Below are 23,353 nucleotides of genomic sequence, written 5' to 3'. Positions count from 1 at the left end.
ACCTGCCTTTCGTGCCGTACGGCGGGTGTGCCGGGTTTACTTCGTGGACTTCAGGCCGAGGTTGACGAAGTCGTAGTAACCGCTGTACGCGTTCGTCGTGTACACGTTGGCCAGACGCGAGGAGCGGATGTTGAGCAGCCGCTCGAAGGTGAAGGGCAGGTAGTACGCGCCCTCCATGACCTTGTGGTTGATCTCCGTGGCGATCTGGGTCTTCTTCGACTCGTCCAGCGTGGTGGTGTACTGGTCGAACAGGCCGTCGATCGTCTTGTCCTTGATCAGGGCGTAGTTGTTGTTACCGCTCTGCAGGATGTACTTGCTGCTCCACAGCGGGATGCCGTACCCCTGGACGGTCGGGAAGTCCGGACCCCAGCCCATGATGATGATGCCGAGCTTCTTCTTCGCCACGTTCGCGGGGGCGCCGATGATGCCCGGGCTCTGCGAGCCGTCGTACTGGTAGATGTCGGCGTTGATGCCGACCTTCTTCAGCGCGGCCTGCAGGGACTCGGCGGTGGCCACTTCCTGCGACTTGTTGTTGCGGACGGCGATGGTGGTGGAGAAGCCGTTCGGCTTGCCGCAGGCCTTGAGCTCCTGCTTGGCCAGGTCCACGTTGCCGTTCTTGTTCTTGGTGGAGATCTCGTACGGGTCGTACTTCTGGCCCTCGCCACCCGCGAGCGTCGGCGGGAGCATGTTGGTGCCGATGTCACCACCGGCGATGGGGCCACCGCGGGCGGTCTGCAGCGACACGTGGTCGGCGGCGTAGATCACGGCCTTGCGGCAGTGGAGGTTGTCGAACGGCTTGACGCTCTGCGGGAAGACCGCGTAGCGGATGAAGCCGGAGACCGGGTTGTCCAGGTTGTCCTTGTGCTGCTTCAGGGCGATCTGGCGGCCCTGCGGGCCCAGGCCGGTCTGCGAGGCGTCCACGTCGTAGTCGCCGTTGATCAGCTGCTGGTCCGAGTTCACCTGGTTGGTGGAGATGTCCAGGGTGATCTTGTCCGGGTAGGCCTTGCGGACCGGGTCCGAGGACGCCTTCCAGTTGGAGTTGCGCACCAGGACCAGGCTCTTGCCCGGGCTGTAGGACTCGAACTTGTACGGGCCCGAGGAGAACGGGTGCAGGCCGTACTTGGACTTGGTGTCCATGTCCTGGCGGACCGGGGAGGCGGTGACCATGGCCAGCACCTGCAGGAAGTCCGAGTTGGGCGTCGGCAGGTGGAAGACGATCGTCTTCGCGTCCGGCGTCGAGATCGCCTTCAGGCCCAGGTGGTCCTTGGAGGTGTCCTTGTACGGGCCCTTGTAGGTGTTCTTCGGGTCCAGCATCTGCTGGAGGTAGATCGGACCGCCGGACAGCACGTCCTGGGCCCACACGCGCTCGATGCCGTACTTGATGTCCTGGGAGGTGATCGGCTTGCCGTCCTCCCACGTGACACCGTCGCGCAGCGTGAAGGTGTAGGTCTTGCCGCCGTCCGAGACCTTGCCCATGTCGGTGGCGAGGTCCGGGGTGAGGGTGGCACCCTCGGCACCCGGCGCCGTCTTGTAGGTGAGCAGCTGGCGGCTGTAGTAGCGCGAGAAGTCCCACATGAACCCGTAGTAGCCGCGCGTGGTGTCCCACGAGTCGGCGTCCTGCGTGCTCACGAACTTCAGCGTGCCGCCCTTCTTGACCTGGTCGGCCTGGGCGACCTTGTTGACGGCCGCGTTGAAGCCGGCCGCGCCGTTCTTCGAACCGCCACTGTCACTGCCACCGCCGCACGCCGCCGTGGTCAGCAGGCCGGCGACCACTGCGGCAGCGGCGAGGGCCTGCTTGCGCCGCCCTGAGGTGCGTTGGGTAGTCACGATCTCGGATCCTCCGGAATTGATGAGAGACCCCGTGGAAGAGCTCACGGGACGCTTGGGGTTTGGCACTTCAGCCTCAGCGGGAGCCCTTCGGGTCGAGCGCGTCGCGCACGCCGTCGCCGAAGAGGTTGAAGGCCAGCACCGTGATGAAGATCGCCAGGCCCGGGACCACCATGTACATGGGGTCCGAGTCGTAGTAGTCGATCGCACTCGAGAGCATCTGCCCCCAGGAGGAGGTGGGCGGCTTGACGCCCACGCCCAGGAAGCTGAGTGCCGCCTCGGTCAGGATGTTCGTGGGGATCATCATCGTCGTGTACACGATGATGGGTGCGACGAGGTTGGGCAGCAGTTCCTTGAAGAGGATGTAGAACCGCCCGGCGCCGAGCGAGCGGGCCGCCTCGACGTACTCGCGTTCGCGCAGCGAGAGGGTCTGGCCGCGCACGACGCGTCCGATGTACGGCCAGCCGAAGAAGCCGATGACCAGGATCATGACGAAGACGCGCACGCCCGTGCCGGTGAGCCCCAGCATCTGGTTGGGCATCACGGAGACCAGCGCGATGATGAACAGCAGCTGCGGGAAGGCGAGGAGGCCGTCCATGACCCGGCTGATGACCGAGTCGACCCAGCCGCCGAAGAAGCCCGCCAAGATGCCGAGGACGGTGCCCAGGATGACGGCCACCACGGCGGACAGGAAGCCGACGAGCAGCGAGATCCGGGCGCCGTAGAGGATGCGGGCGAAGATGTCGCGGCCGTTGACGGGCTCGACACCGAGCAGGTGGTCGCCGCTCATTCCGCCGAGGGAGCCCTTGGGGGTGCTGAACAGCGGGTCGATCAGGTCCTGGTGGTAGACGTCCGGGTCCTGCCCGACGAGGTTCGCGATAACCGGGGCGAGCAGCGCGATCACGATGAGGAGAAGCACGACTATGCCGCCCGTAAGGGCCAGTTTGTCCCGCTTGAGGCGTTCCCAGGCGATCCGGCCCAGGGACCGGCCCTGAACGGCCTTCGCGTCGGTGGCCGCGACCGCCGCTTCCTGGGCCGCACCCGGGGCCGCTTCCGCGGTCGGCTCGTGCAATGGTGCCGTCATTAGGCTGGGACCCCTCTCAACCGGCGGTAGCCGGCCCGCACTTGCCGCTGGTAGCGGCATCAAACAGTCCGTCGTACACAGGGGCGAACCCCTTGAAGGGGGAGTCTTCAACGCTTGCGCGATCAGCCGCCAGCCTTGACGGGGAATGGATGCGCAACCGTGATGCAAGCTGGCGTTTCCTGTTATGCGGACAGGAAGTTGCGGCGACCGGACGAAGCCGGGCCGGACATACGGGTGCGCCGGAGGCCTTTACGGGCGATATCCCCAGGTCAGTGGCGTCAGTAGCCGCCGTGCACCGGTGGATAGCCGTAGCCGGGGGCCGGGGGCTGGGGAGAGGTCTGGAGCTGTGGCTGGGGCGGGGCCGCGTGGGCCTCGCGGTCGTAGAACGGGCGGGCGCCGGCCCGCATCCACATCACGACCGGGTCGTAGTCGTCGGTCATCGCGACCGTCGACACCGGCAGTCCCTCCGGAACCGCCCCGATGGACTGCTGCATCATCGCGCGCACCGAGTCGACCGCGGCCGGGGAGGTGTCGTACACATCCAGGCCGATGGCGAGGTACGGCGCGCCGAGCGCCGGCTGCACCCAGGCGCGGCGCAGGGAGCGCAGGGCCGGGGTGCGGTGGGCGTTCTGCGCGAGGAGGGCGTAGAACTGCGGGATCTCGATGCCGGGCTCGGTCAGCCGGAGGGGGCCCGCGGGCTGGCGGTCCAGGCCCGTGGCGATGCGGCGCAGATCCAGCCAGGGGATGCCGACGCCGCCGCCCGGGGCGTGCGGGTTGAGCCAGAGGCCGTAGTGGTCGGGGTAGAGGGTGCGGGCCACGTCGAGGCCGTCGACGACCTCGTACGACCGGTTCCAGCCGCTGGCCGAGAGCTCCTGGGCGGAGGTGACGCAGGGGGCGTACTGGAAGCCGTCGACCTCCATGTTCCCGTACTGGGCGTCCGGGGAGCCGGCCTGGCCGTGCCACAGGAGCATCCAGATCTGGCCGGAGGAGGGGGTGGCGAGGGCGCGGAGCAGGGCCTCGTAGGCGTCGTAGCGGCCGGGGGTGACCTGGCGCAGCGTGTGTTCCACGCTGACGCTGCCGCTGTGGCTCGCGCTCACCTGTCGTGCCCTTCCTTTTGTGCCCCGGTGTCGGGAGACAGCTTATGCGCCTACTGGCCCGGGGCCCTGGGTACGTGCGCGGGTGCGGGTCGTGTGCGGCTGGTCGCACCCCCCGCGGCGCAGCCGCATGGAGAACACAGCCTCGCGTCCCTTGAGGTACTTCAGTGGCCGTATTGATAGAAGGGGCGGACGTTCGCCTTCAGCCATTCGGCCACCGGGTCGTCCGTCACGTCCAGAAGGACCAGGTTGACCGGCCACTGCACCGGGATCTTTCCGAGAGCTTTGCCGAGGGCCTGCATGGGGAGGGTGCGCAGGTCGCCCTCCCACTGGGAGAGTTCGACGCCCACGAACATGACCGGGTCGTCCGTCTCGATGGCGGCCAGGCAGCGGCGGGCGGTGTGGACCACGCCGGTCTCGGCGAACTCGGCGGACGCGGCGGCGAGGAAGTCGACCGGGTCGTCCTGCCAGTCGGGCTCGAAGAGCCGGACCCGGGCGCCGGTGTTCGGGCCGTCCAGCGGGGTACGGCCGATCCGGCACAGCTCGGCCACCGCCACGGGCGGGAGCGGGATACCGACCAGCGCGTCGGGGTTCACCGCGATGCCGATCTGCGGGGGCAGGCCCCGGGCGAACTCCACGGCGGGGGCGATGGTGTACGACATGTGGGGGCCGGCCGCCTGGCGCAGCTGTTCCTCGGAGCTGAACACCGGGACGTACGCCTGGCCGTCGATGTCCAGTGAGGGCAGGTCGAGCGGGCCGCTGTCCGGAGCGCCGCCGTTGGGGAGCGGGATCCAGAGCAGGCTCCGGCCCAGCACCTCGATGATCCGGCCGGCCGCTGCGGGTATGCCGAGGGAGGCCGAGAGCACCTCCTCCAGCTCGTTGCCGGGCCAGCCGCCGTGCGGCTGGGGGTGCGCCTGTGCCGGGAAGTCCGCGGGAATGTCCGCCGGGAAGTCCATCTGCCTACCGCCTGCTGGGAACCACTGCTGTGACCATGAAGGCTAGCGGGTGGCTGTGACAGGGCCTCACCTTGTGAAGGTGATCCCTTGCAGGGCGTCCGCCGCCGGCCGGTCCAGCAGCACCCCCGCGCCGCAGCCCGCGGGCAGCTCACCGCGCTCGACCGCGGCGAGCAGCCGGGCGGTCGTACGGCGGTGACGGCGGAAGGCGTAGGCGGAGACGCCCCGGCCGCGCTCGCGCTGGCCCTCCTGGGCGGTCTCGGGGGTGACGTCGAGCAGGAGCAGATGGAGGGTGCCGCCCCGGCGGCGGGCCTCGCGGGCGAGCCAGGCACGCACCCAGGGCTGGGTGCCGCAGTCGTGCACGACGACGCCCTCGCCGGTGCGCAGCGCGCGGCGCAGGCCGGCGTAGTGGGCGAGGCGGACCAGGGGGCGGTAGAGGGCGTAGGGGAGGAAGCGGGGGGCACGGGTGTCCCAGCGGTCGCGGGTGTCCTGGGAGTCGATGCGGCGGCCGGCTACCGCGCGGTGCATCAGGGTGGACTTGCCGCTGCCGGGCAGGCCGGTGATCACGACCAGGTCGCGGGGACCGAAGACCAGGGCGCGCGGGCCGTGGCCGGCCCGGTCGCGCAGGTCCCGGACGACGGGAGCCGGGGCACGGCGTTGCCCCGGCACCGCGATGCCGGTGGTGACGGTGGCGTACACCGGGGTCCTGTTCACCGTGATCGTCCTCCCCTGCCTGCTCGGTAATCTTCATTCCCGCTATGCGTAAAGAGAAGGTAATGGACGAGGGCGCCGGCGGGGTCCCGGTCGTGCCACAGGTCGGTTACAAAAGCCCGCTCGCCGTGCAATGATGTGGCCGCCAACTGCATACCGGCCGTTTGAATCCGCGCGGGAGAGTCCCCAGCAGCCTTCGCTGGGGCGCCGAAGGAGCAAGTCCCTCCCTTGAATCTCTCAGGCCCCGTTACCGCGCGGGCGAGGCACATCTGAAAAGCGGGCTGCGTCAGTGGCCCCACCCAAGGTGCAAGCCGTGATCGTCCCGGTGGCGGTCGTGGCGAACCTCTCAGGTTCCGATGACAGATGGGGAGGAAGTTCCTCGCCCTCCCCCACGCTCGGCTTCGCTCGCGCGGGGGCCCCATGCTTCCTGGGAGACGACCGACCGATGAGCAGTACCGAACTCCGTCACACCGCGCTCGATGCCGTGCATCGCTCGCTCGGCGCGACGATGACCGACTTCGCCGGCTGGGACATGCCGCTGCGCTACGCCTCCGAGCGCGACGAGCACCTCGCCGTGCGGACGAAGGCGGGTCTCTTCGACCTCTCCCACATGGGCGAGATCACCGTCACCGGCGACGGGGCGGCCGCCTTCCTGAACCACGCCCTGGTCGGCAACATCGCCTCCGTCGGCGTGGGCCGCGCCCGCTACACCATGATCTGCCAGGCCGACGGCGGCATCCTGGACGACCTGATCGTCTACCGGCTCGCCGAGACCGAGTACATGGTCGTCGCCAACGCCTCCAACGCCCAGGTGGTGCTGAACGCGCTGACCGAGCGCGCCGCCGGCTTCGACGCCGAGGTGCGCGACGACCGGGACGCGTACGCGCTGATCGCCGTCCAGGGCCCGGAGTCCCCCGGCATCCTGAAGTCCCTCACCGACGCCGACCTGGACGGCCTGAAGTACTACGCGGGCCTGCCCGGCATGGTCGCCGGCGTCCCGGCCCTGATCGCCCGCACCGGATACACCGGCGAGGACGGCTTCGAGCTGTTCGTGAAGCCCGAGCACGCGGTCGAGCTGTGGCAGGCGCTGACCAAGGCCGGCGAGGGCGTCGGTCTGGTCCCGTGCGGCCTGTCCTGCCGGGACACCCTGCGCCTGGAGGCGGGCATGCCGCTGTACGGGCACGAGCTGACCACCTCGCTCACCCCCTTCGACGCCGGGCTCGGCCGGGTGGTGAAGTTCGAGAAGGAGGGCGACTTCGTCGGGCGCGAGGCGCTCACCGAGGCCGCCGCCAAGGCCGAGCAGAACCCGCCGCGCGTCCTCGTCGGCCTGATCGCCGAGGGCCGCCGGGTGCCGCGCGCCGGGTACGCCGTCGTCGCCGGCGGCGAGGTGATCGGCGAGGTCACCTCCGGCGCCCCCTCCCCCACCCTGGGCAAGCCGATCGCCATGGCCTACGTCGACGCGGCGCACGCGGCGCCGGGCACCGAGGGCGTCGGCGTGGACATCCGGGGCAGCCATGAGCCGTACGAGGTCGTGGCGCTGCCGTTCTACAAGCGCCAGAAGTAGACACTGGGCGCGGTCACTGTGTGACCCCGCGCACGTTTCCGCTGCTCACAGCGGCTTCCGCAGTCCCCCCTTCATCAGCACTCCCGCGCGTACAGGAGAATTCAGGCCATGAGCAACCCCCAGCAGCTGCGCTACAGCAAGGAGCACGAGTGGCTGTCGGCCGCCGAGGACGGCGTCTCGACGGTCGGCATCACCGAGTTCGCGGCCAACGCGCTCGGCGATGTCGTCTACGCCCAGCTCCCCGAGGTCGGCTCCACGGTGACCGCGGGCGAGACCTGCGGCGAGCTGGAGTCCACCAAGTCGGTCTCCGACCTGTACTCGCCGGTCACCGGTGAGGTCACCGAGATCAACGAGGACGTCGTCAACGACCCGTCGCTGGTGAACTCGGCCCCCTTCGAGGGCGGCTGGCTGTTCAAGGTGCGCGTCGCGGAGGAGCCGGCCGACCTGCTCTCCGCCGACGAGTACACCGCCGAGACCGCCGGCTGAGGAGTCGTAGCCGTATGACCGTCCTGAACACGTCCCTGCACGAGCTGGACCCGGAGATCGCCGCCGCGGTCGACGCCGAGCTCGGCCGCCAGCAGTCCACGCTGGAGATGATCGCCTCCGAGAACTTCGCGCCGCTCGCGGTGATGGAGGCGCAGGGCTCCGTCCTCACCAACAAGTACGCCGAGGGCTACCCGGGCCGCCGCTACTACGGCGGCTGCGAGCACGTCGACGTCGCCGAGCAGATCGCCATCGACCGGGTCAAGGAGCTGTTCGGCGCCGAGTACGCCAACGTGCAGCCCCACTCCGGCGCCTCCGCCAACCAGGCGGCCCTGTTCGCGCTGGCCCAGCCCGGGGACACCATCCTCGGCCTGGACCTCGCCCACGGCGGCCACCTGACCCACGGCATGCGTCTGAACTTCTCCGGCAAGCAGTTCAACGTGGTCGCCTACCACGTGGACGCCGAGACCGGCCTGGTCGACATGGCCGAGGTCGAGCGGCTCGCCAAGGAGCACCGCCCCAAGGTGATCATCGCGGGCTGGTCGGCGTACCCGCGCGAGCTGGACTTCGCCGCCTTCCGCCGGATCGCGGACGAGGTCGAGGCCTACCTGTGGGTCGACATGGCGCATTTCGCGGGCCTGGTCGCGGCCGGGCTGCACGCCAACCCGGTGCCGTACGCCGACGTGGTCACCTCCACCACGCACAAGACGCTGGGCGGTCCGCGCGGCGGCATCATCCTCGCCCGCGGCAAGGACTTCGCGAAGAAGCTGAACTCCGCCGTCTTCCCGGGCTTCCAGGGCGGCCCCCTGGAGCACGTGATCGCGGCCAAGGCCGTCTCCTTCAAGGTCGCCGCGAGCGAGGACTTCAAGGAGCGCCAGCGTCGTACAGTGGAGGGCGCCCGCATCCTGGCCGAACGTCTGACGGCGGCCGACGCCCGCGAGGCCGGCGTGAACGTCCTGTCCGGCGGCACGGACGTGCACCTGATCCTGGTGGACCTGCGTGAGTCCGAGCTGGACGGGCAGCAGGCCGAGGACCGCCTCCACGAGGTCGGCATCACGGTCAACCGCAACGCGGTCCCGAACGACCCCCGCCCGCCGATGGTCACCTCGGGCCTCAGGATCGGTACGCCCGCCCTCGCCACCCGCGGCTTCACGGCCGAGGACTTCGCCGAGGTCGCGGACGTGATCGCGGAGGCGCTCAAGCCGTCCTACGACGCCGAGGCCCTCAAGGCGCGCGTGAAGGCGCTCGCCGACAAGCACCCGCTGTACCCGGGCCTGAACAAGTAGGCCCGGACAAGTAAGTCCCCGGTGGGGTACCCGAAGGCAGACCGCCGGAGGGTGCCCCGCCACCCCCCGTCTTGAGGAGTGACCGTGGCCATCTCGGTCTTCGACCTGTTCTCGATCGGCATCGGCCCGTCCAGCTCCCACACGGTCGGCCCGATGCGCGCGGCGCGGATGTTCGCCCGCCGCCTGCGCAACGAAGGCCTGCTGGAAAAGACCGCCGGCGTCCGCACGGAGCTGTACGGCTCCCTGGGCGCGACCGGGCACGGCCACGGCACCCCGAAGGCCGTCCTGCTCGGCCTGACCGGCGACTCGCCGCGCACGGTGGACGTGGAGACGGCGGACGCGCGCGTGGAGGCGATCAAGGCCGAGGGCCGGATCGCTCTCCTGGGCGAGCACGAGATCGCGTTCGACTTCGACAACGATCTCGTGCTGCACCGCCGCAAGGCGCTGCCGTACCACGCCAACGGCATGACGCTGTGGGCGTACGACGCCTCGGGCGCGGAGCTGCTGTCGAAGACGTACTACTCGGTCGGCGGCGGCTTCGTCGTGGACGAGGAGGCGGTCGGCGCGGACCGGATCAAACTGGACGACACGGTCCTGAAGTACCCCTTCCGCACCGGCGACGAGCTGCTCCGCCTGACGGAGGAGACCGGCCTGTCGATCTCCTCCCTGATGCTGGAGAACGAGCGGGCCTGGCGCACGGAGGAGGAGATCCGCGCGGGCCTGCTGGAGATCTGGCGGGTGATGCGCGAGTGCGTCGGGCGCGGCATGTCCCGCGAGGGCATCCTGCCCGGCGGCCTGAAGGTGCGCCGCCGCGCGGCCGTCTCCGCCCGCCAGCTGCGCGCCGAGGGCGACGCGCTGGCCCACGCCATGGAGTGGATCACGCTCTACGCGATGGCGGTCAACGAGGAGAACGCGGCCGGCGGCCGGGTGGTGACCGCCCCCACGAACGGCGCGGCCGGCATCATCCCCGCCGTCCTGCACTATTACATCAACTTCGTCCCCGGCGCCGACGAGGACGGAGTGGTGCGGTTCCTGCTGGCCGCCGGCGCGATCGGCATGCTCTTCAAGGAGAACGCCTCCATCTCCGGCGCCGAGGTCGGCTGCCAGGGCGAGGTCGGCTCCGCCTGCTCGATGGCCGCGGGCGCGCTGGCCGAGGTCCTCGGCGGCTCCCCGGAGCAGGTCGAGAACGCGGCCGAGATCGGCATGGAGCACAACCTCGGCCTGACCTGCGACCCGGTCGGCGGCCTGGTCCAGATCCCGTGCATCGAGCGCAACGGCATGGCCGCGGTGAAGGCGGTCACCGCGGCCAAGATGGCCATGCGCGGCGACGGCTCCCACAAGGTGTCCCTGGACAAGGTCATCAAGACCATGAAGGACACCGGCGCGGACATGTCCGTGAAGTACAAGGAGACGGCGCGGGGCGGGCTGGCCGTGAACATCATCGAGTGCTGACGCTGTCAGGTCCGGGCCAGCAGCACGTCCTCCCCGGTTGACGGGCGCAGGCCGTCGGTGCGGCCGGTGAAGTAGCGCTCGGCGTGTGAGGCGCCCGGGATGTGGTGGGCCTCCTTGAAGCCGGCCTCGTGGGCCAGGGTCAGCATCTCGTCGGGGGTGTAGAAGCTGAGGAACGGCGTGCCGGACGTCCGGGCGCCCGCCTCGCTCGCCTTGAGGCCGGCGCGGTCGCGCTCGTCCACGAGGTGTTCCGGCAGCAGGAAGGTCAGGGCGAGGGTCGAGCCGGGTGCCAGCCGGGCGATCCGGCGCAGGGTGGCCGCCGTGGCCTCCTTGGTGAGGTACATGGTGACGCCGGTGGAGGCGACCACCGTCGGCCGGCCGTGGTCGAATCCGGCCGCGGCGAGCTGCTCCGGCCAGGTCCCGGCGCTCGTCTCGAAGTCGACCGGCACCAGGTGCAGCCGGTCGGGGATGCCGTAACCGAGTTCGGCGAGGCGCCGGCGCTTCCAGTTCTGCGTGCCCGGCTGGTCGACCTCGAAGACGTGCACCCGGGACGCGGTCTGCGGTCTGCGCTGGGCGAAGGTGTCGAGGCCGGCGCCGAGGAGGACGTACTGGTCGACGCCCCGGTCCGCCTGCTCGGCGACCAGATCCTCGATGAAGCGGGCGCGGGCCACCATGGCGGCCCGGAATCCGCGGGTGGCCTCCGGGTCCATGTCCGGGCGGTCGCGCCAGCCGTCGCCGGGGTCCACGAGCCGCAGACCGATCTCGTCCTCCAGGACGTGGGGCGGCGGATCGACCTGGACGTGCATAGCCCGCCACAGGGCGCACCGCACGGCGGTGTTGTCCGGGGTCCCGGTTCGCTCGTCGGTCATGGCGCCGCTTCCCGTCCCCGTCACTTCGCCGCGGGGGCCTGGAGGCTCCACAGCCGCCCGTCGGGGTCGCGGACCGTCATCATCCGGGTCCCGAAGTGCGTGTCCTCGAACGGCGTGACCACCTCGACGGCGGGATCGGCGCGGAACGCGTCCGCGTCCGGCACCTTCAGCACGATCTGTGTCCGCGGCTCGCGGTCCTCGGGGACCTCGGCGATGAACACGTACGGCCCGTCGCCGCCCCGGAACTGGCCGGAGTTGTGGTCGGTCGCGAACTCCAGGTCGTAACCGAGCGCCTGGAAGAACCTCGCCGCCCTGCCCCAGTTGTGGGTCTCCAGGAACACGGCCTCGATGCCTTCGGTCGCCATGTCAGCTCTCCTTCTCGGTCGCCTGCTGTTCCTGTCCATGGGCGTCGTCGAGGTAGGCGCGCAGCGCTTCTGCGACCAGTGCCGACAAGGACATGCCCGACTCGATGGCGCGGTACTTGACCTGCTTGATCAGTCCGATCGGCAGGTACACGTTGAACTGCTTGACTTCCTCATCACCCACCCTTCGAGGCTAGCATGCTAGCAATCTAGCCGCCAGCGGTGACGGGTCGCGCGACGGCCGGAGAGTGGCTGATGTTCCTCCGGGGGCTACCGCGCAGTAACCGCTCGCTCCTACGCTGCCGCCAACTGGGCTACAGCAAAGGGGAGTTGAGCAATGAGTGTGGTGAGACGGCTGGCGGCGCTCGTGGGTGCCGGTGCTCTGCTGATCGTGGTGCCTGGCAACGCCCGCGCGGCGGCGCCGAAGTTCTCCGAGACGACGGCGATCGGGACGCACAACGCGTACGACAAGGCCAAGTACACCTACTTCGCGCAGGCGCTGGACTCCGGCGCCTCACTGCTGGAGCTGGACGTGTACGTGGACAGCCTCAGTCACCGCTGGCGGGTCAGCCACAGCAATCCGCTGGGCAACGACAACAACTGCGAGGCGGCGAAGACCCCGAGCGAGCTGTACAGCAAGAGCCGCAACCAGGACTTCGGCAGCTGCCTGGACAACATCGCGGCCTGGAACCAGCTCCATCCCGACCACCCGCCGATCGTCTTCAAGATCGAGATGAAGCTCGGCTTCAACAACAACGCTGGCCTCGGTCCGGACGAGTTCGACACGCTGATCGAGCAGAAGCTCGGCAGCAGCGTCTACAAGCCGTCCGACCTGCTGGGTTCGTCGTACTCCACGCTGGACGCGGCGGCCAGGGCCAACGCCTGGCCCAGCCGCGACTCCCTCAAGGGCAAGTTCCTCTTCGAGGTGATCCCCGGCACCGTGGAGATGAACAACCCCTTCGACCACTACTGGACGGACCAGGAGTACGGCGACCACCTGCGCGACCTGTACACGGCCGGGAACATCTCACAGGCCGAGGCCTTCCCGGCGGTGCTGGGCGCGGCGAACGGCGACCCGCGCTCGACCCGCTGGAGCTCCGACACCTTGATCCGGCCCTGGTTCGTGTTCTTCGACGGTGACGCGGCGACGTACGTCAACAACGGCTACGACACGTCGTTCTACTCCACGAACCACTACATCTCGATCATGACCGACGCCTACAACGTCTCCCCCGCGATCTCCTCCACCAGCCCGACGGACGCCGAAGTCGCCGCCCGCCTGGCCCTGTTGGCCAAGGACCACGCGAGCGTCATCACCTCCGACTGGTCGGCGAAGCCGGCGTCGGTGCTCAGCGAGGTGACCACCCGAAGCTGAGGTTCCGGATGTGGGCGCAGGGGGCACAACCCCTACATGCTGCACGGCATCGACGTAAGCGCCTTCCAGTCCTCCGCGTACGACACGGACGGTCTCTCCTTCGTCTTCATCAAGGCGACGGAGGGCCGTTCGTACGTCAATCCCCGGCTCACCGCCCAGACGAAGAGGGGCCGCGACGCCGGACTGGTCGTCGGCTTCTACCACTTCCTGTGGCCCGGCAACATCACCGCCCAGGCCGAGTACTTCGTCCAGCACGCCCCGGAAGGCGCCGGCGACCTCCTCGCGGTCGACTGGGAGACCACCGGCGACGGCACCCACGCGAGCAACGCGGAGAAGGACCACTTCATCCGCAAACTGAAGGAACTACGGCCGCACAACCGGGTCGTGCTCTACTGCAACCGTGACTTCTGGCTGACCGTCGACACGTCCTCCTACGCGGGCGACGGTCTCTGGATCGCCGACTACGTCACCGCCGGCCACCCCCGCATCAAGGCCAAGTGGCGGTTCCACCAGTACACCAGCACGCCGTACGACAAGGACGTGGCCGACTTCTCCAGCAAGGCCGCACTGAAGGAGTGGGCCACGCCCTAGGAGCGCGCAGATCGTGCGCGGGTCTCAGCCCCGGAAGTCCGCCGGGCGTTCCGGGGAGGCTGCCGTGAGGGCCTTCTTCACGCCTTCCACGTCTGCGCGGAGGCCGTAGACGGGGGTGCCGGGCTGCTGGCGCCAGGAGTCGTCGAGGCCGCCCGCGTCGACCGTGTCGAAGCCGAGTTCGTCGATCAGGGCGCGGACCTTCGCCTTGGCCGCTGCGTCGTCGCCGGCCACGGGGAGGGCGATGCGCTCGGGGTCGCCCGCGGGGCGGGGGCGGTCCAGGATGTCCTGGGCGTAGGTGCCGTTGAAGGCCTTGGTCACCGGGTGGCCAAGGTGTTGTTCGGTCCAGCGGCTCTCGGTGCGGCCCTCGTCCTCGATGCCGGCGATCCGGCCGTCGCGCTCGCGTGGGTAGTAGTTGCCGGTGTCGATCACCGCCACGCCCTCGGCTGCGCCGTCCAGCAGGCCGGAGGGGAGGTTGGCGACCGCCTTGAGGGGGACGGTGACGACGACCACCTCGGCGCCCTTGGCCGCGTCCTCGGCCCCAACCGCGGTCGCTCCGGTCTCCTCGGCCAGTTCCCTGAGCGTCTCGGGGCCTCGGGAGTTGGCCACGGACACGTCGTGGCCGAGGGCGGTGAGCCGCCGGGTGAGGTTGCCGCCGATGTTTCCCGCGCCGATGATGCCGATCTTCATGACAGGCCCTCCGAGATGATTATATGCACGTGCATGCGTCTGTCGGAGGCGACAACCCCTCGGGTGCGGGTGCTATTCCGTCGTTGCGCCGATCAGGTGAACGCGCTCACCGCCGTACGACGATATCGCCGGTGTGGCGGTCCGACTCCATCAGGCGGTGCGCGTCCCGGATGCGGTCCAGACCGTCGTACACCCCGGCGATCACCGGGCGCAGGGTTCCGTCGGTGAGGCCGGAGGCCAGGTAGCGGGCGGCGCGGTGGCGGCCGTCGGCGCCGGGTTCCATGTGGTCTGCGCGGCTCGGCCTGGCTGGACCCGCGGGGCGGGGAGCCGGTGGCGCCGGCACCGGGAGATGTCGTCTTCCTCGCGCACGGACAGGAACACAGCCTGGTCAGCGCCCGGCGTGCCCACGCACGAGGTGCTGCGGGTGCTGCCCGACGGCACCTGGAGCGGGGCGCCGCCCGAGGAGCCGCGGGAGGGCTGCCCGGACACGGTCACGCTGTGCGGGACCTACCGGCTGGACCGGGACCGGGCGCACCGGCTGCTGGCCGAGCCGCCGGAGATCGTGCATCTGCCCGCCGCCGTCGGCGGTCACCGCTCGCTGCGGGCGGCCATGGAGCTGCTCGGGATGGAGCTGGAGGAGCAGCGGCCGGGCACGGACGCGATCGTCACCTCGCTGCTGGACACCCTGCTGCTGTCCATCCTGCGGGTCTGGTGGGAGAGCGAGCGCGCGGCGGGGAGGGCGCGGGGCTGGGCGGAGGCACTGGCCGATCCGACGGTCGCGGCGGCGCTGCGCGCGGTCCACGGCGACCCGGCGCGCGCCTGGACGGTGGCGCAGCCGGGCGCCCCGGCGGGCTGTCCCGCGCGGCCTTCGCGCGCCGGTTCACGGCGCTGGTGGGCGAGCCGCCGCTGACGTATCTGGCCTGGTGGCGGATGACGACGGCGGGCCGGCTGCTGCGCCACGACGACCTCTGCCTGCGCCAGATCGCCGAACGCACCGGCTACTCCTCCGAGTCGCCTTCGCCAAGGCCTTCAAGCGGGAGTACGGCGTGGCGCCGGGACGGTACCGCAGAGGCCTGCCGTAGCCCACCCGCTCCCTCGCGACAGCTCAGGGCATGACGAAGGGGGCCCTCCCGGGCGGGAGGGCCCCCTCGCGGCGCGTCACTTGTTCAGGTAGGCCCAGAACTCGTCGAAGGACAGAACCTTGTCGCCGTTGAGGTCGCGCTGCCTGATGATGGCCTCGGCGACCGACTCCGTGACGTTCCAGTCACCCTCCTGAGCCAGCGCGGACTTGAACTCGGCGGCGGTGATGAATCCGTCACCGTCCGCGTCGATCCGCTGGAACTGCTTGCGTGCTTCCTCGATGTCCGCCACCGATCCGCCCCTTTTGGTCGTGTTTCTCATGCCGTGCTGGCGTACTGACGCTGGTCAGATTAACGGCCCGGCCAGGCCTTCAGCGCCGCGACCACCCAGCCGAACTCCTCCTGGAACCTCAGGGGCTCCTGCTCGCCCTTGATCACGGCGGCCAACTCCCGGTAGCGGGTGACCTCGTTGCCGAGGTCGATACGGCGGAGCACGGCCGCGCGGTCGGTGTCCGCGCCGAGCAGTTCGGTCAGGACGGCGTCTGCCTCGGGCGACTGCGGGGTCACCCCGCGTTGCCGCACGGCGCCGACCAGCTCCACCAGCCGCTTGAAGAACATCGCCGAGGCGCCCGCCGGGGTGTCCGGGGTTCGGTCGGCGGCGTTGAACTCGATCATCCGGCGCATCGCGGCCCGGAAGTCCGGGTTCCGCAGCAGTTCCGCCAGCTCCACCCAGGCGTCGACCTGCTCCGGGGTGGGGTCGTCCGGCAGGCTCACGCCGATGCTGCGGGTTCGCTCGCGGATCCAGGGGTCGGCCGTGTCGAGCCCGTGGAAGATCTCCTCCACGAAGTCGTCCACGATCCGCTGCCGCTCCGCGGCCGACAGCCGCGCCAGTTTGTTCATCAGGGTCATCTCCTCCGCCGTCGAGCCTCGTCGGGCGACCGTCGACAGCACCGCGCGGGTCACCTTCAGGGACCGGATCTGCGCGTCCAGGGCCGCGACGTGCGTGGCCGCGACCTGGGCGACCGTCCGCTCCCCGGCCAGCACCTTCCGTACGTCGTCCAGGCCGAGCCCCAGCTCGCGCAGGGTGCGGATCAGCTCCAGGCGGGCCACGGCGGCGCTGTCGTAGAGCCGGTAGCCGCCGCAGGACCGGGTCACCGGGGTGAGGACGCCCTCGTCGGACCAGTAGCGGATGGTGCGCACGGTCAGCCCGGTGGCCCGGGCCAGCTCGCCGATGGTGAGAAGTCCGGTGCCGTCTTCGGTCATGTCGGCGAGTCTGGGCCTTCCAGCGGGTGGAGACTCAAGGAGCGGGCCCCGCAGACGCGCTCCCCGGCCGTCAGTGCCACGGTTGGTGGTACGGATTGCTTTCGCAGTCGCTCATGATCTTGGCCTTGGTCTTCTTGTCGACCGGGCAGACGCCGATGATGTCGACCACGTCCTCGGGGCGGAAGCCCTGCTCGAAGACGGATCTCGCGCGGCACGACATCGGCTGAACGGGCGTGGCGCGTGGATCATCACCCGATCGCCGGCGTGTCCAACTGCCGTACGGTCAGCGGAAGATACCGGTGTGCCCGAGCGAGTAGCGGCCCGGCTGCGGGTAGACGGCGAGGCCGTGCGGGCCGCTGCCGACCTTGATGCGGGCCAGTTCCTTACCGGTCCGGGTGTCGATGGCGTACACCTCGGCGTTGTAGCGGCCGGACAGCCACAGCACCTTGCCGTCGGCGGAGACGCCGCCCATGTCGGGGCTGCCGCCGCCGGGCAGATGCCACTTCTTGGTGAGCCGCTTCTTGGTGAAGTCGAAGAGGGAGATGGTGCCCTCGCCCCGGTTGGAGATGTACATCTCGCGGGAGTCGCGGCTGACGTAGAGGCCGTGGGCGCCCTTGCCGGTGTAGAGGAAGCGGGGCTTGGTGAACTTGTCGCCGTCGAGGATCCACAGGCCGTTCGCGACCATGTCGGCGATGTAGAACAGCTTGCCGTCCGGGGAGATCTTGACGTCCTGCGGCATCGCACCCTCGTACGGCAGCCGCTCCTGGTGGACGACCTTCATCTTCGCGGTGTCGACCTTGAGGACCTCGCCGCTGAACTCGCAGGAGACGATGAAGTACCGGCCGTCCGGGGAGAAGTCGGCGTGGTTGACGCCGTAGCAGCTGACCGGCACGGCCTTGACGACCTTCATGGTGTGCGCGTCGCGGAAGACCAGCTGGCGGTCCTTGGAGGCCATGACGACGGCGTACTTGCCGTCGGGCGTGAAGTACAGGTTGTACGGGTCGTGCACGGCGACCGGCTTTCCGGCCTTGCCGGTCTTCGGGTCGATGGGGGTGAGGCTGTTGCCGAGGTCGTTGTTGACCCAGAGGGTCTTCAGGTCCCAGGACGGCACGACGTGCTGGGGCTGTTGGCCGACCGGGATCGTGTCGATGACCTGGTAGGTCTCGGGGTCGATGACGGTGACGGTGTCGGAGTTGGTGTTGGGGACGTACACCCGGGACGGGAAGTCCCTGACGACCGGGGAGAGCTGGTTCGGACGGTCGGCGGAATAGAGGTCCTTGGGGTTCTCGACCGGCGGCATCCCGGGCAGCACGTTCACCTGCCGCTTGCCGTTGCCCGGCTGGGCCGGCGCCTTGCTGACCAGGGCCTCGTTCGGGTGGTGCTGAGGCCCCGAACTGCACGCGGAGAGCAGCGTCAGGGCGGTGAGGGCGGCACCGGCGGCCAGCAGGCGCGCGGCTTTCGTGGTTCGCATCAGCTCAGCAGCTCCGTGGTGGTGACCGCGCGCAGTCCGCGGCGGTCGAGTTCGGGGAGGAGGTCGGGCAGGGCGGCGGCCGTGTCCGGGTACCCGAAGTGCAGGCTCACGACCGACCCGTTCTGCACTTCGGCGAGAACCTTGCGGGTGACGGCGGCGGCACCAGGGCGGGTGTAGTCGAGCGAGTCGACGTCGTACGACAGCACATGCGGGTAGCCGGCGGCGCGGGCGAGCCGGGCGACCAGTGGGGAGGCGGTCGGCGAGCGGGAGGGGCGGAACCAGGTGCCGATGGAGCCGGTGAGCCGCTTCAGCCGGTACGCGCAGTCGCTGATCTCCTTGCGGGCGTCGGCCTCGGCCATGCCGTTGATGGAGATGTGCCGCTGGGTGTGGTTGCCGAGGTCGTGCCCGCCGTCGAGGATCCGGCGGGCGATGTCCGGGTGTTCGTCCAGCCAGGTGCCGACGGCGAGCACGGTGAGGTGGGCGCCGTGCTGCTCGGCCGTGCCGAGCAGGGAGTGGGCGAGGCCGGGGTCGCCCTGGCCGTGGAAGGTGAGAGCGATCCGGGGGCGGGTGCGCGGGCCGTGGGTGATCTGGGTGGGCTGACCGGGGTAGGCGCGGGGGGCGGGGGCCGGGTGCGCGTGGGCCGCGCGGTGGCCGGAGGAGGTGCCGGAAGGGGACGCGGAGTCCTGGGCGTTGGGCGGGGCGGCCTGGCCTGCGCCGCAACCGGCGGCGAGCGCACCGCCGGCGACGAGCCCGGCGCCCGCGCGCAGCACCCCGCGTCGGTTGGTCGTGGTCACCCGCACCATTTAAGGGGCGTTAGGTAAGAAAACCGCCGATTGGCCCGAAAGGGGTACGATTTCGGGTCGCCGTGGGCGAATGCCGTCCCCTCGCTACCGGTCCGCGATCCGCATCTCGAACCACGTCGTCTTGCCCCTCGGCAGCAGGTCCACGCCCCACCGGTCCGACAGCTTGTCCACGAGGAAGAGGCCCCGGCCGCTGACGTCCATCTCCTGGACCGGCATCAGACAGGGCAGGCCGCGCGAGGGGTCGCGGACCTCCACCCGGATCCAGCCGGGGCGGCGGCGCATCCGGAGGCCGAAGACCCGGGCACCGGTGTGCCGTACGGCGTTGCCGACGAGTTCGGACACGAGTAAGACGGCGTCCTCGGTCAGCTTGGGGGTGAGCCGCCAGGTGCGCAGCACCACGACCTGGGCGAGCCGGCGGGCGGTCGCCGCGGACTCCGGGCGGGACGGCAGCGGCACCTCCGCCTCCGTCGGGTTGCCGAACAGTTCGAGCGCCTTGAGCGCCTGTTCGTCCTCGACCGCGGGCGACCAGCGTGCCGCGGCCGCACGGCTGTGTCCCCGCGGCTGTTCGATGCCCTCCAGCCCCGCCATGCCCCCATGATGGCGGTCCGGAGCCGTCTTGGGGGCCGTTCCGGAGGAATACGCCCCCTGCGCGCCCCTGTTCTCCGCCGACCGACTGGCATATGCCGACGTCATGTCATCGGCCGACACAGCCTGGTTGACCTGCCAAGACGGCTCACTTTGGGGCAATCGTCAGGCTCCCTCGACGAGGCAGGCTTAAGGTTGCCTTAAGGCTCCCATAAACCGCCCCATCGAGGGACCCGGATGAGACGACACGTCAATTGCAAGTACTCTCACGGGAGTTACGGAGAAGTTCACATCGCTGAAGTTCAGCGGAACTTGGCCTTGCCGGGACCCTCCTCCACGAAGCTGCGCATGCCGATCTCGCGGTCCTCGGTGGCGAACAGGCCCGCGAACCAGTTCCGTTCGACGGCGAGGCCGGTGTCGATGTCGGTCTCCAGGCCGGTGTCGACGGACTCCTTCGCCGCACGCAGGGCGATCGCCGGGCCCTGGGCGAGCTTCGCGGCCCAGGCGTGCGCCTGCCCGTACACCTCCGCGGCCGGGACGACCCGGTCCACCAGGCCGATGGCGAGGGCCTCGTCGGCCTTGACCTGACGGCCCGTGAAGATGAGGTCCTTGGCCCTGGACGGGCCGACCAGCCGGGGCAGCCGCTGGGTGCCGCCGGCGCCCGGGATCAGGCCGAGCAGGATCTCGGGCTGGCCGAGCTTGGCGTTCTCGGCGGCGACGCGGTAGTCGGCGCACAGCGCCAGTTCGCAGCCGCCGCCGAGGGCGTAGCCGGTGATGGCGGCGACGACGGGCTTGGGGATGCGGGCGACGGCCGTGAAGGAGTCCTGCAGGGCGCGGGCGCGCAGGACCATCGCGGTGTGGTCCATGTTCTGCATTTCCTTGATGTCCGCGCCCGCCGCGAACACCCGCTCGCCGCCGTAGATCACCACGGCGCGCACGTCGTCGCGGCGCGTGGCCTCCTCGGCGAGCTCCTTCAGCCGGTCCTGGGTGGCGACGTCCAGCGCGTTCATCGGCGGGCGGTCGAGGCGCAGGGTTCCGACGCCTTCGGCGACTTCGAGATTCACGGTCATGGAGGCAGGTTAACGGGCACTAACGGCAACGGACCCGGTGCCGTACCTCACAGCACCGGGTCCGTACGTCGGTGAAGGTCACTTCGTCCAGTCGGCCCACGACATGTTCCACCCGTTGAACCCGTTGGCCGGGTCCACCGTCCGGTCGTGGGAGTTCTTCACGACCACCACGTCGCCGATGATCGAGTGGTTGAACATCCAGGCCGCCGGGGTGGAGCTGTCGTAGCCGCCGCGCACGTCGCGCAGGCCGACACAGCCGTGGCTGGCGTTGTAGTTGCCGAAGGCGCCGCCGCCCCAGTAGTTGCCGTGCAGGAAGGTGCCGGAGGTGGTCAGGCGCATGGCGTGCGGGACGTCCTTGATGTCGTACTCGCCGCCGTAGCCGACCGTCTCGCCGTTCATGCGGGTGACCGTCAGCTTCTCGCTGATGACCATCTGGCCGTTCCAGGTGTCGTAGCCGGGCTTGCCGGTGGTGACCGGGATGGTCCTGATGACCTTGCCGTCCTGGGTGACCTTCATCGTGTGCTTCTTGGCGTCCACGATGGAGACCTGGTTGCGGCCGATGGTGAACTCGACGGTCTTGTGCTGCTTTCCGTAGACACCGTCGCGGCCCTCGACCCCGTCCAGGTTCAGGTCGACGGTGACCTTGGTGCCTTCCTTCCAGTACTGCTGGGGGCGGAAGTCCAGGCGGTCGTTGCCGAACCAGTGGCCCTCGACGTCGACGGCGGGCTCGGTCCTGATCTTGACGGCCTTCTCGACGGCGTCGGGGTGGGTGATGCCCCGGGTGAAGTTGATGGAGAACGGCATCCCGACGCCGACGGTGGAGCCGTCCTCGGGGGTGAAGTAGCCGAGGAAGGTGTTCTTCGGAGTCAGGGTGGTGAACGTGGAGTCCTCGGCGGCCTCGCGGCCCTGGGAGTCCTTGGCGACCGCGTGCACGGTGTACTTGGTGGACGCGGCCAGGTGGGTCGACGGCGTCCAGGAGGTGCCGTCGCCGGTTATGCTGCCGTCGACCGTGGCGCCCTTGGTGTCCTTGACGGTGACCTCGGTCAGCTTGCCCTTGGCGACACTCACCTTGAGCCCGCCGCTGGTGTCGACGCCGGTGGCACCGGACTTCGGCGAGACGGTGACGGCGGCGGTGGACTGCTGCTTGCCCTGCTGGGTGCTGGAGTCCTTGCCCTTGCCCTGCGAAACCTTGTCACCGCCCCCGCCGCACGCCGCGAGGGAGAGCACCAGGGCGCCGGCTATGAGCGCCAGCCCCTTGCGGCCTCGCCGCCCCGCCACCGACGCCCCCGATATAGGCCGCGTATTCAAGTTGTTCTCCCCTCGCCGGGCCAGGTCAGGCCCGCTCCCCGCCACACTGGTGCGCGCATATTAACCGCCTGGTTTTGAGCGAGGTGTCAGGCGAATGTCACCGTTCCGTCGCAACTTCCGCCCGCACCGCCGCCCGAACCCGGGCCCCTCACCTGGTTACTTCACCGCGCTACCGGCTTTCCACTCCTTCCAGGTCATGTTCCACCCGCCGAGGCCGTTGTCGGGAGCGACGGTTTTCTCCTGGCTGCCCACCACTTCGATGACGTCACCGACGAGACTGCGGTCGAAGAACCAGCCGGCCGGGGTGGCCGAACTGCCGCCCTTGACGTCCCTGAGGCCCACGCAGCCGTGGCTGACGTTGATCCGCCCGGGGGCGTCCGGCGACCAGTAGTTGCCGTGCACGAAGGTGCCGGAGTCGGTGAGCTTCATGGCGTGCGGCACGTCGGGGATGTCGTACTCTCCGCCGAAGCCGACCGTGCGGCTGTTCATGCGGGTGACCTCCAGCATGTCCATCACCACCATCTTGCCGTTGTACGTGGGGTTCTGCGGGGCGCCCGCGGTGATCGGCACGGTGGCGAGCAGCCGGCCGTCCCGGCGTACCTGCATGGTGTGCGTGGCGGCGTCGACCAGCGAGGCCTGGCTGCGGCCGACGGTGAAGGCGAAGGTCTTGTCCTGCGATCCGTAGACGCCCGGCGCTCCTTGGACGTCCCGCAGGTTCAGGTCGACGGTGACCTCGGTGCCGGGCTTCCAGTACTGCTCGGGGCGGAAGTCGAGACGGCTGCGGCCGAACCAGTGCGGGCGGATCTCGGCGGAGGGCTGCGCGCTGACCCGTACGGCCCGTTCGACGGCGGCCCGGTCGGTGATCTCCCGGCTGAAGTTGAGCGAGACGATCATGCCGGTCCCGACGACGGCACGGTTCTCGGGGGTGACGTAGCCGATGAACCGCGCGTCGGGGACGAACGTGGTGAAGGTGGTGCGCCGGGCGGAGCGGCGGCCGTCGGAGTCCAGCGCCACGGCGTCGACGGTGTACTTGGCGGCGAGCGCCAGTCGGGCCGCGTCCGGATGCCAGGTCCGGCCGTCGGCGCCGATGTGCCCGGGCACCGGGGAGTCCTGCGCGTCCTGCGACCTGACGACGGTCACCTTCTGCAGGCGCCCGTCGGGTACCTCGATCCGCAGTGGCCGGTCGGGGCGGACGGCCTTGCTGTCGTCGTCGGGGGTGACGTGGATGACGTCCTCGGGTGCCGGGGGTCTGCCGGGTGCTCCGTCCAGCCCGAGCGTTCCGGAGCCCCCGAAGGAGCACCCTGCCAGCATTGCCGCCCATGTCAGTACGGCGGCCAGCGCGGCCCCCGTGCGCCGCGCGCGTCCTTGTACGTGCCTCACGCGGGGCTCAACGACCGGGCCCGCTCCAGGGAAACGTGAGTGCGACGCACGCACTGGGC

General features: G+C 69.9%; 27 protein-coding genes and 1 riboswitch. Of the genes, 8 read left to right on the top strand and 19 right to left on the bottom strand.

The window, feature by feature from the left end; translation table 11 throughout:
- Window positions 1–36: 36 nt before the first annotated feature.
- From AB0M27_RS05705 to AB0M27_RS05685, 5 genes are all read right to left on the bottom strand, one after another.
- Window positions 37–1,827, bottom strand: a complete 1,791-nt coding sequence (locus AB0M27_RS05705; RefSeq protein WP_365718295.1) for an ABC transporter substrate-binding protein — start codon at window positions 1,825–1,827, stop codon at window positions 37–39.
- A 76-nt stretch (window positions 1,828–1,903) separates the two neighbouring features.
- Window positions 1,904–2,911, bottom strand: a complete 1,008-nt coding sequence (locus AB0M27_RS05700) for an ABC transporter permease (protein WP_365718293.1) — start codon at window positions 2,909–2,911, stop codon at window positions 1,904–1,906.
- 278 nt (window positions 2,912–3,189) lie between these two features.
- Complete coding sequence (locus tag AB0M27_RS05695; protein WP_365718291.1) at window positions 3,190–4,008, bottom strand: enhanced serine sensitivity protein SseB C-terminal domain-containing protein; 819 nt, start codon at window positions 4,006–4,008, stop codon at window positions 3,190–3,192.
- 161 nt (window positions 4,009–4,169) lie between these two features.
- Entirely contained in the window at window positions 4,170–4,961 is a 792-nt protein-coding gene (locus AB0M27_RS05690) for an enhanced serine sensitivity protein SseB (protein WP_365718289.1), read from the bottom strand.
- Window positions 4,962–5,027: 66 nt separating this feature from the next.
- Entirely contained in the window at window positions 5,028–5,672 is a 645-nt protein-coding gene (locus AB0M27_RS05685) for an AAA family ATPase (protein ID WP_365718287.1), read from the bottom strand.
- Window positions 5,673–5,834: 162 nt separating this feature from the next.
- Window positions 5,835–5,932: riboswitch (glycine riboswitch) on the top strand.
- Window positions 5,933–6,114: 182 nt separating this feature from the next.
- Between AB0M27_RS05685 and gcvT the strand changes: the two genes are divergently transcribed.
- From gcvT to AB0M27_RS05665, 4 genes are all read left to right on the top strand, one after another.
- The gene (gcvT, locus tag AB0M27_RS05680; protein ID WP_365718285.1) at window positions 6,115–7,233 is read left to right on the top strand and encodes a glycine cleavage system aminomethyltransferase GcvT; all 1,119 of its coding nucleotides are present in this window, start codon (window positions 6,115–6,117) and stop codon (window positions 7,231–7,233) included.
- Window positions 7,234–7,341: 108 nt separating this feature from the next.
- Window positions 7,342–7,719 (top strand): glycine cleavage system protein GcvH, encoded by a 378-nt coding sequence (gene gcvH / locus AB0M27_RS05675; protein WP_351810381.1) that lies wholly within the window; start codon window positions 7,342–7,344, stop codon window positions 7,717–7,719.
- 14 nt (window positions 7,720–7,733) lie between these two features.
- A complete protein-coding gene (gene glyA, locus AB0M27_RS05670; protein WP_365718283.1) occupies window positions 7,734–9,002 on the top strand; it encodes a serine hydroxymethyltransferase in 1,269 nt (422 codons plus the stop codon).
- Between the two features lie 84 nt (window positions 9,003–9,086).
- Complete coding sequence (locus AB0M27_RS05665) at window positions 9,087–10,454, top strand: L-serine ammonia-lyase (protein WP_365718281.1); 1,368 nt, start codon at window positions 9,087–9,089, stop codon at window positions 10,452–10,454.
- 5 nt (window positions 10,455–10,459) lie between these two features.
- On the opposite strand, the gene AB0M27_RS05660 is transcribed toward AB0M27_RS05665, so the two are convergent.
- Genes AB0M27_RS05660 through AB0M27_RS05650 form a run of 3 tightly spaced genes read right to left on the bottom strand, consistent with a single transcriptional unit; the run spans window position 10,460 to window position 11,866 of the window.
- On the bottom strand, window positions 10,460–11,320 hold the full coding sequence (locus AB0M27_RS05660; RefSeq protein ID WP_365718279.1) for a class I SAM-dependent methyltransferase: 861 nt from the start codon (window positions 11,318–11,320) through the stop codon (window positions 10,460–10,462).
- Between the two features lie 20 nt (window positions 11,321–11,340).
- Window positions 11,341–11,685, bottom strand: a complete 345-nt coding sequence (locus AB0M27_RS05655; protein ID WP_365718277.1) for a VOC family protein — start codon at window positions 11,683–11,685, stop codon at window positions 11,341–11,343.
- A 1-nt stretch (window position 11,686) separates the two neighbouring features.
- Complete coding sequence (locus AB0M27_RS05650) at window positions 11,687–11,866, bottom strand: CopG family transcriptional regulator (RefSeq protein WP_365718275.1); 180 nt, start codon at window positions 11,864–11,866, stop codon at window positions 11,687–11,689.
- Window positions 11,867–12,019: 153 nt separating this feature from the next.
- Here AB0M27_RS05650 and AB0M27_RS05645 point away from each other — a divergent pair, with 153 nt between their 5' ends.
- Together AB0M27_RS05645 and AB0M27_RS05640 are read left to right on the top strand one after the other, a co-directional pair.
- Window positions 12,020–13,057: a phosphatidylinositol-specific phospholipase C domain-containing protein gene (locus tag AB0M27_RS05645; protein WP_365718273.1), complete on the top strand. Its 1,038-nt coding sequence runs from the start codon at window positions 12,020–12,022 to the stop codon at window positions 13,055–13,057.
- 36 nt (window positions 13,058–13,093) lie between these two features.
- Entirely contained in the window at window positions 13,094–13,648 is a 555-nt protein-coding gene (locus tag AB0M27_RS05640) for a glycoside hydrolase family 25 protein (RefSeq protein WP_365718270.1), read from the top strand.
- 24 nt (window positions 13,649–13,672) lie between these two features.
- Here AB0M27_RS05640 and AB0M27_RS05635 read toward each other — a convergent pair whose 3' ends face one another.
- Both AB0M27_RS05635 and AB0M27_RS05630 read right to left on the bottom strand, forming a co-directional pair.
- Window positions 13,673–14,335, bottom strand: a complete 663-nt coding sequence (locus AB0M27_RS05635; RefSeq protein WP_365718267.1) for an NAD(P)-binding domain-containing protein — start codon at window positions 14,333–14,335, stop codon at window positions 13,673–13,675.
- 106 nt (window positions 14,336–14,441) lie between these two features.
- Window positions 14,442–14,618 (bottom strand): zinc-binding dehydrogenase, encoded by a 177-nt coding sequence (locus AB0M27_RS05630; RefSeq protein WP_365718265.1) that lies wholly within the window; start codon window positions 14,616–14,618, stop codon window positions 14,442–14,444.
- 117 nt (window positions 14,619–14,735) lie between these two features.
- Here AB0M27_RS05630 and AB0M27_RS05625 point away from each other — a divergent pair, with 117 nt between their 5' ends.
- Window positions 14,736–15,245, top strand: coding sequence for a cupin domain-containing protein (locus tag AB0M27_RS05625; RefSeq protein ID WP_365718264.1), 510 nt, complete (start codon window positions 14,736–14,738; stop codon window positions 15,243–15,245).
- Entirely contained in the window at window positions 15,227–15,451 is a 225-nt protein-coding gene (locus AB0M27_RS05620; RefSeq protein WP_365718262.1) for a hypothetical protein, read from the top strand. The genes AB0M27_RS05625 and AB0M27_RS05620 overlap by 19 nt, the downstream gene beginning before the upstream one ends.
- Window positions 15,452–15,493: 42 nt before the next feature.
- On the opposite strand, the gene AB0M27_RS05615 is transcribed toward AB0M27_RS05620, so the two are convergent.
- The 9 genes from AB0M27_RS05615 to AB0M27_RS05575 all read right to left on the bottom strand — a co-directional run bounded on the left by AB0M27_RS05615 (window position 15,494) and on the right by AB0M27_RS05575 (window position 23,294).
- On the bottom strand, window positions 15,494–15,706 hold the full coding sequence (locus AB0M27_RS05615) for an EF-hand domain-containing protein (protein WP_365718728.1): 213 nt from the start codon (window positions 15,704–15,706) through the stop codon (window positions 15,494–15,496).
- 59 nt (window positions 15,707–15,765) lie between these two features.
- Window positions 15,766–16,677 (bottom strand): MerR family transcriptional regulator, encoded by a 912-nt coding sequence (locus AB0M27_RS05610; protein WP_365718259.1) that lies wholly within the window; start codon window positions 16,675–16,677, stop codon window positions 15,766–15,768.
- 70 nt (window positions 16,678–16,747) lie between these two features.
- Window positions 16,748–16,897 (bottom strand): hypothetical protein, encoded by a 150-nt coding sequence (locus AB0M27_RS05605; RefSeq protein WP_365718744.1) that lies wholly within the window; start codon window positions 16,895–16,897, stop codon window positions 16,748–16,750.
- Between the two features lie 63 nt (window positions 16,898–16,960).
- The gene (locus tag AB0M27_RS05600; RefSeq protein WP_365718257.1) at window positions 16,961–18,148 is read right to left on the bottom strand and encodes a hypothetical protein; all 1,188 of its coding nucleotides are present in this window, start codon (window positions 18,146–18,148) and stop codon (window positions 16,961–16,963) included.
- Window positions 18,148–18,951 (bottom strand): polysaccharide deacetylase family protein, encoded by an 804-nt coding sequence (locus tag AB0M27_RS05595; RefSeq protein WP_365718255.1) that lies wholly within the window; start codon window positions 18,949–18,951, stop codon window positions 18,148–18,150. The genes AB0M27_RS05600 and AB0M27_RS05595 overlap by 1 nt, the downstream gene beginning before the upstream one ends.
- 84 nt (window positions 18,952–19,035) lie before the next feature.
- A complete protein-coding gene (locus AB0M27_RS05590) occupies window positions 19,036–19,539 on the bottom strand; it encodes an ATP-binding protein (protein ID WP_365718253.1) in 504 nt (167 codons plus the stop codon).
- A 299-nt stretch (window positions 19,540–19,838) separates the two neighbouring features.
- Window positions 19,839–20,606: an enoyl-CoA hydratase/isomerase family protein gene (locus tag AB0M27_RS05585; protein ID WP_365718251.1), complete on the bottom strand. Its 768-nt coding sequence runs from the start codon at window positions 20,604–20,606 to the stop codon at window positions 19,839–19,841.
- A 78-nt stretch (window positions 20,607–20,684) separates the two neighbouring features.
- Complete coding sequence (locus AB0M27_RS05580) at window positions 20,685–21,914, bottom strand: Ig-like domain-containing protein (protein ID WP_365718249.1); 1,230 nt, start codon at window positions 21,912–21,914, stop codon at window positions 20,685–20,687.
- A 156-nt stretch (window positions 21,915–22,070) separates the two neighbouring features.
- Window positions 22,071–23,294, bottom strand: a complete 1,224-nt coding sequence (locus tag AB0M27_RS05575) for an Ig-like domain-containing protein (RefSeq protein WP_365718248.1) — start codon at window positions 23,292–23,294, stop codon at window positions 22,071–22,073.
- Window positions 23,295–23,353: the final 59 nt, after the last annotated feature.

This window comes from Streptomyces sp. NPDC052107, assembly GCF_040680215.1.
Lineage (GTDB): Bacteria > Actinomycetota > Actinomycetes > Streptomycetales > Streptomycetaceae > Streptomyces.
This window is presented reverse-complemented; position numbering and strand designations above follow the sequence as displayed.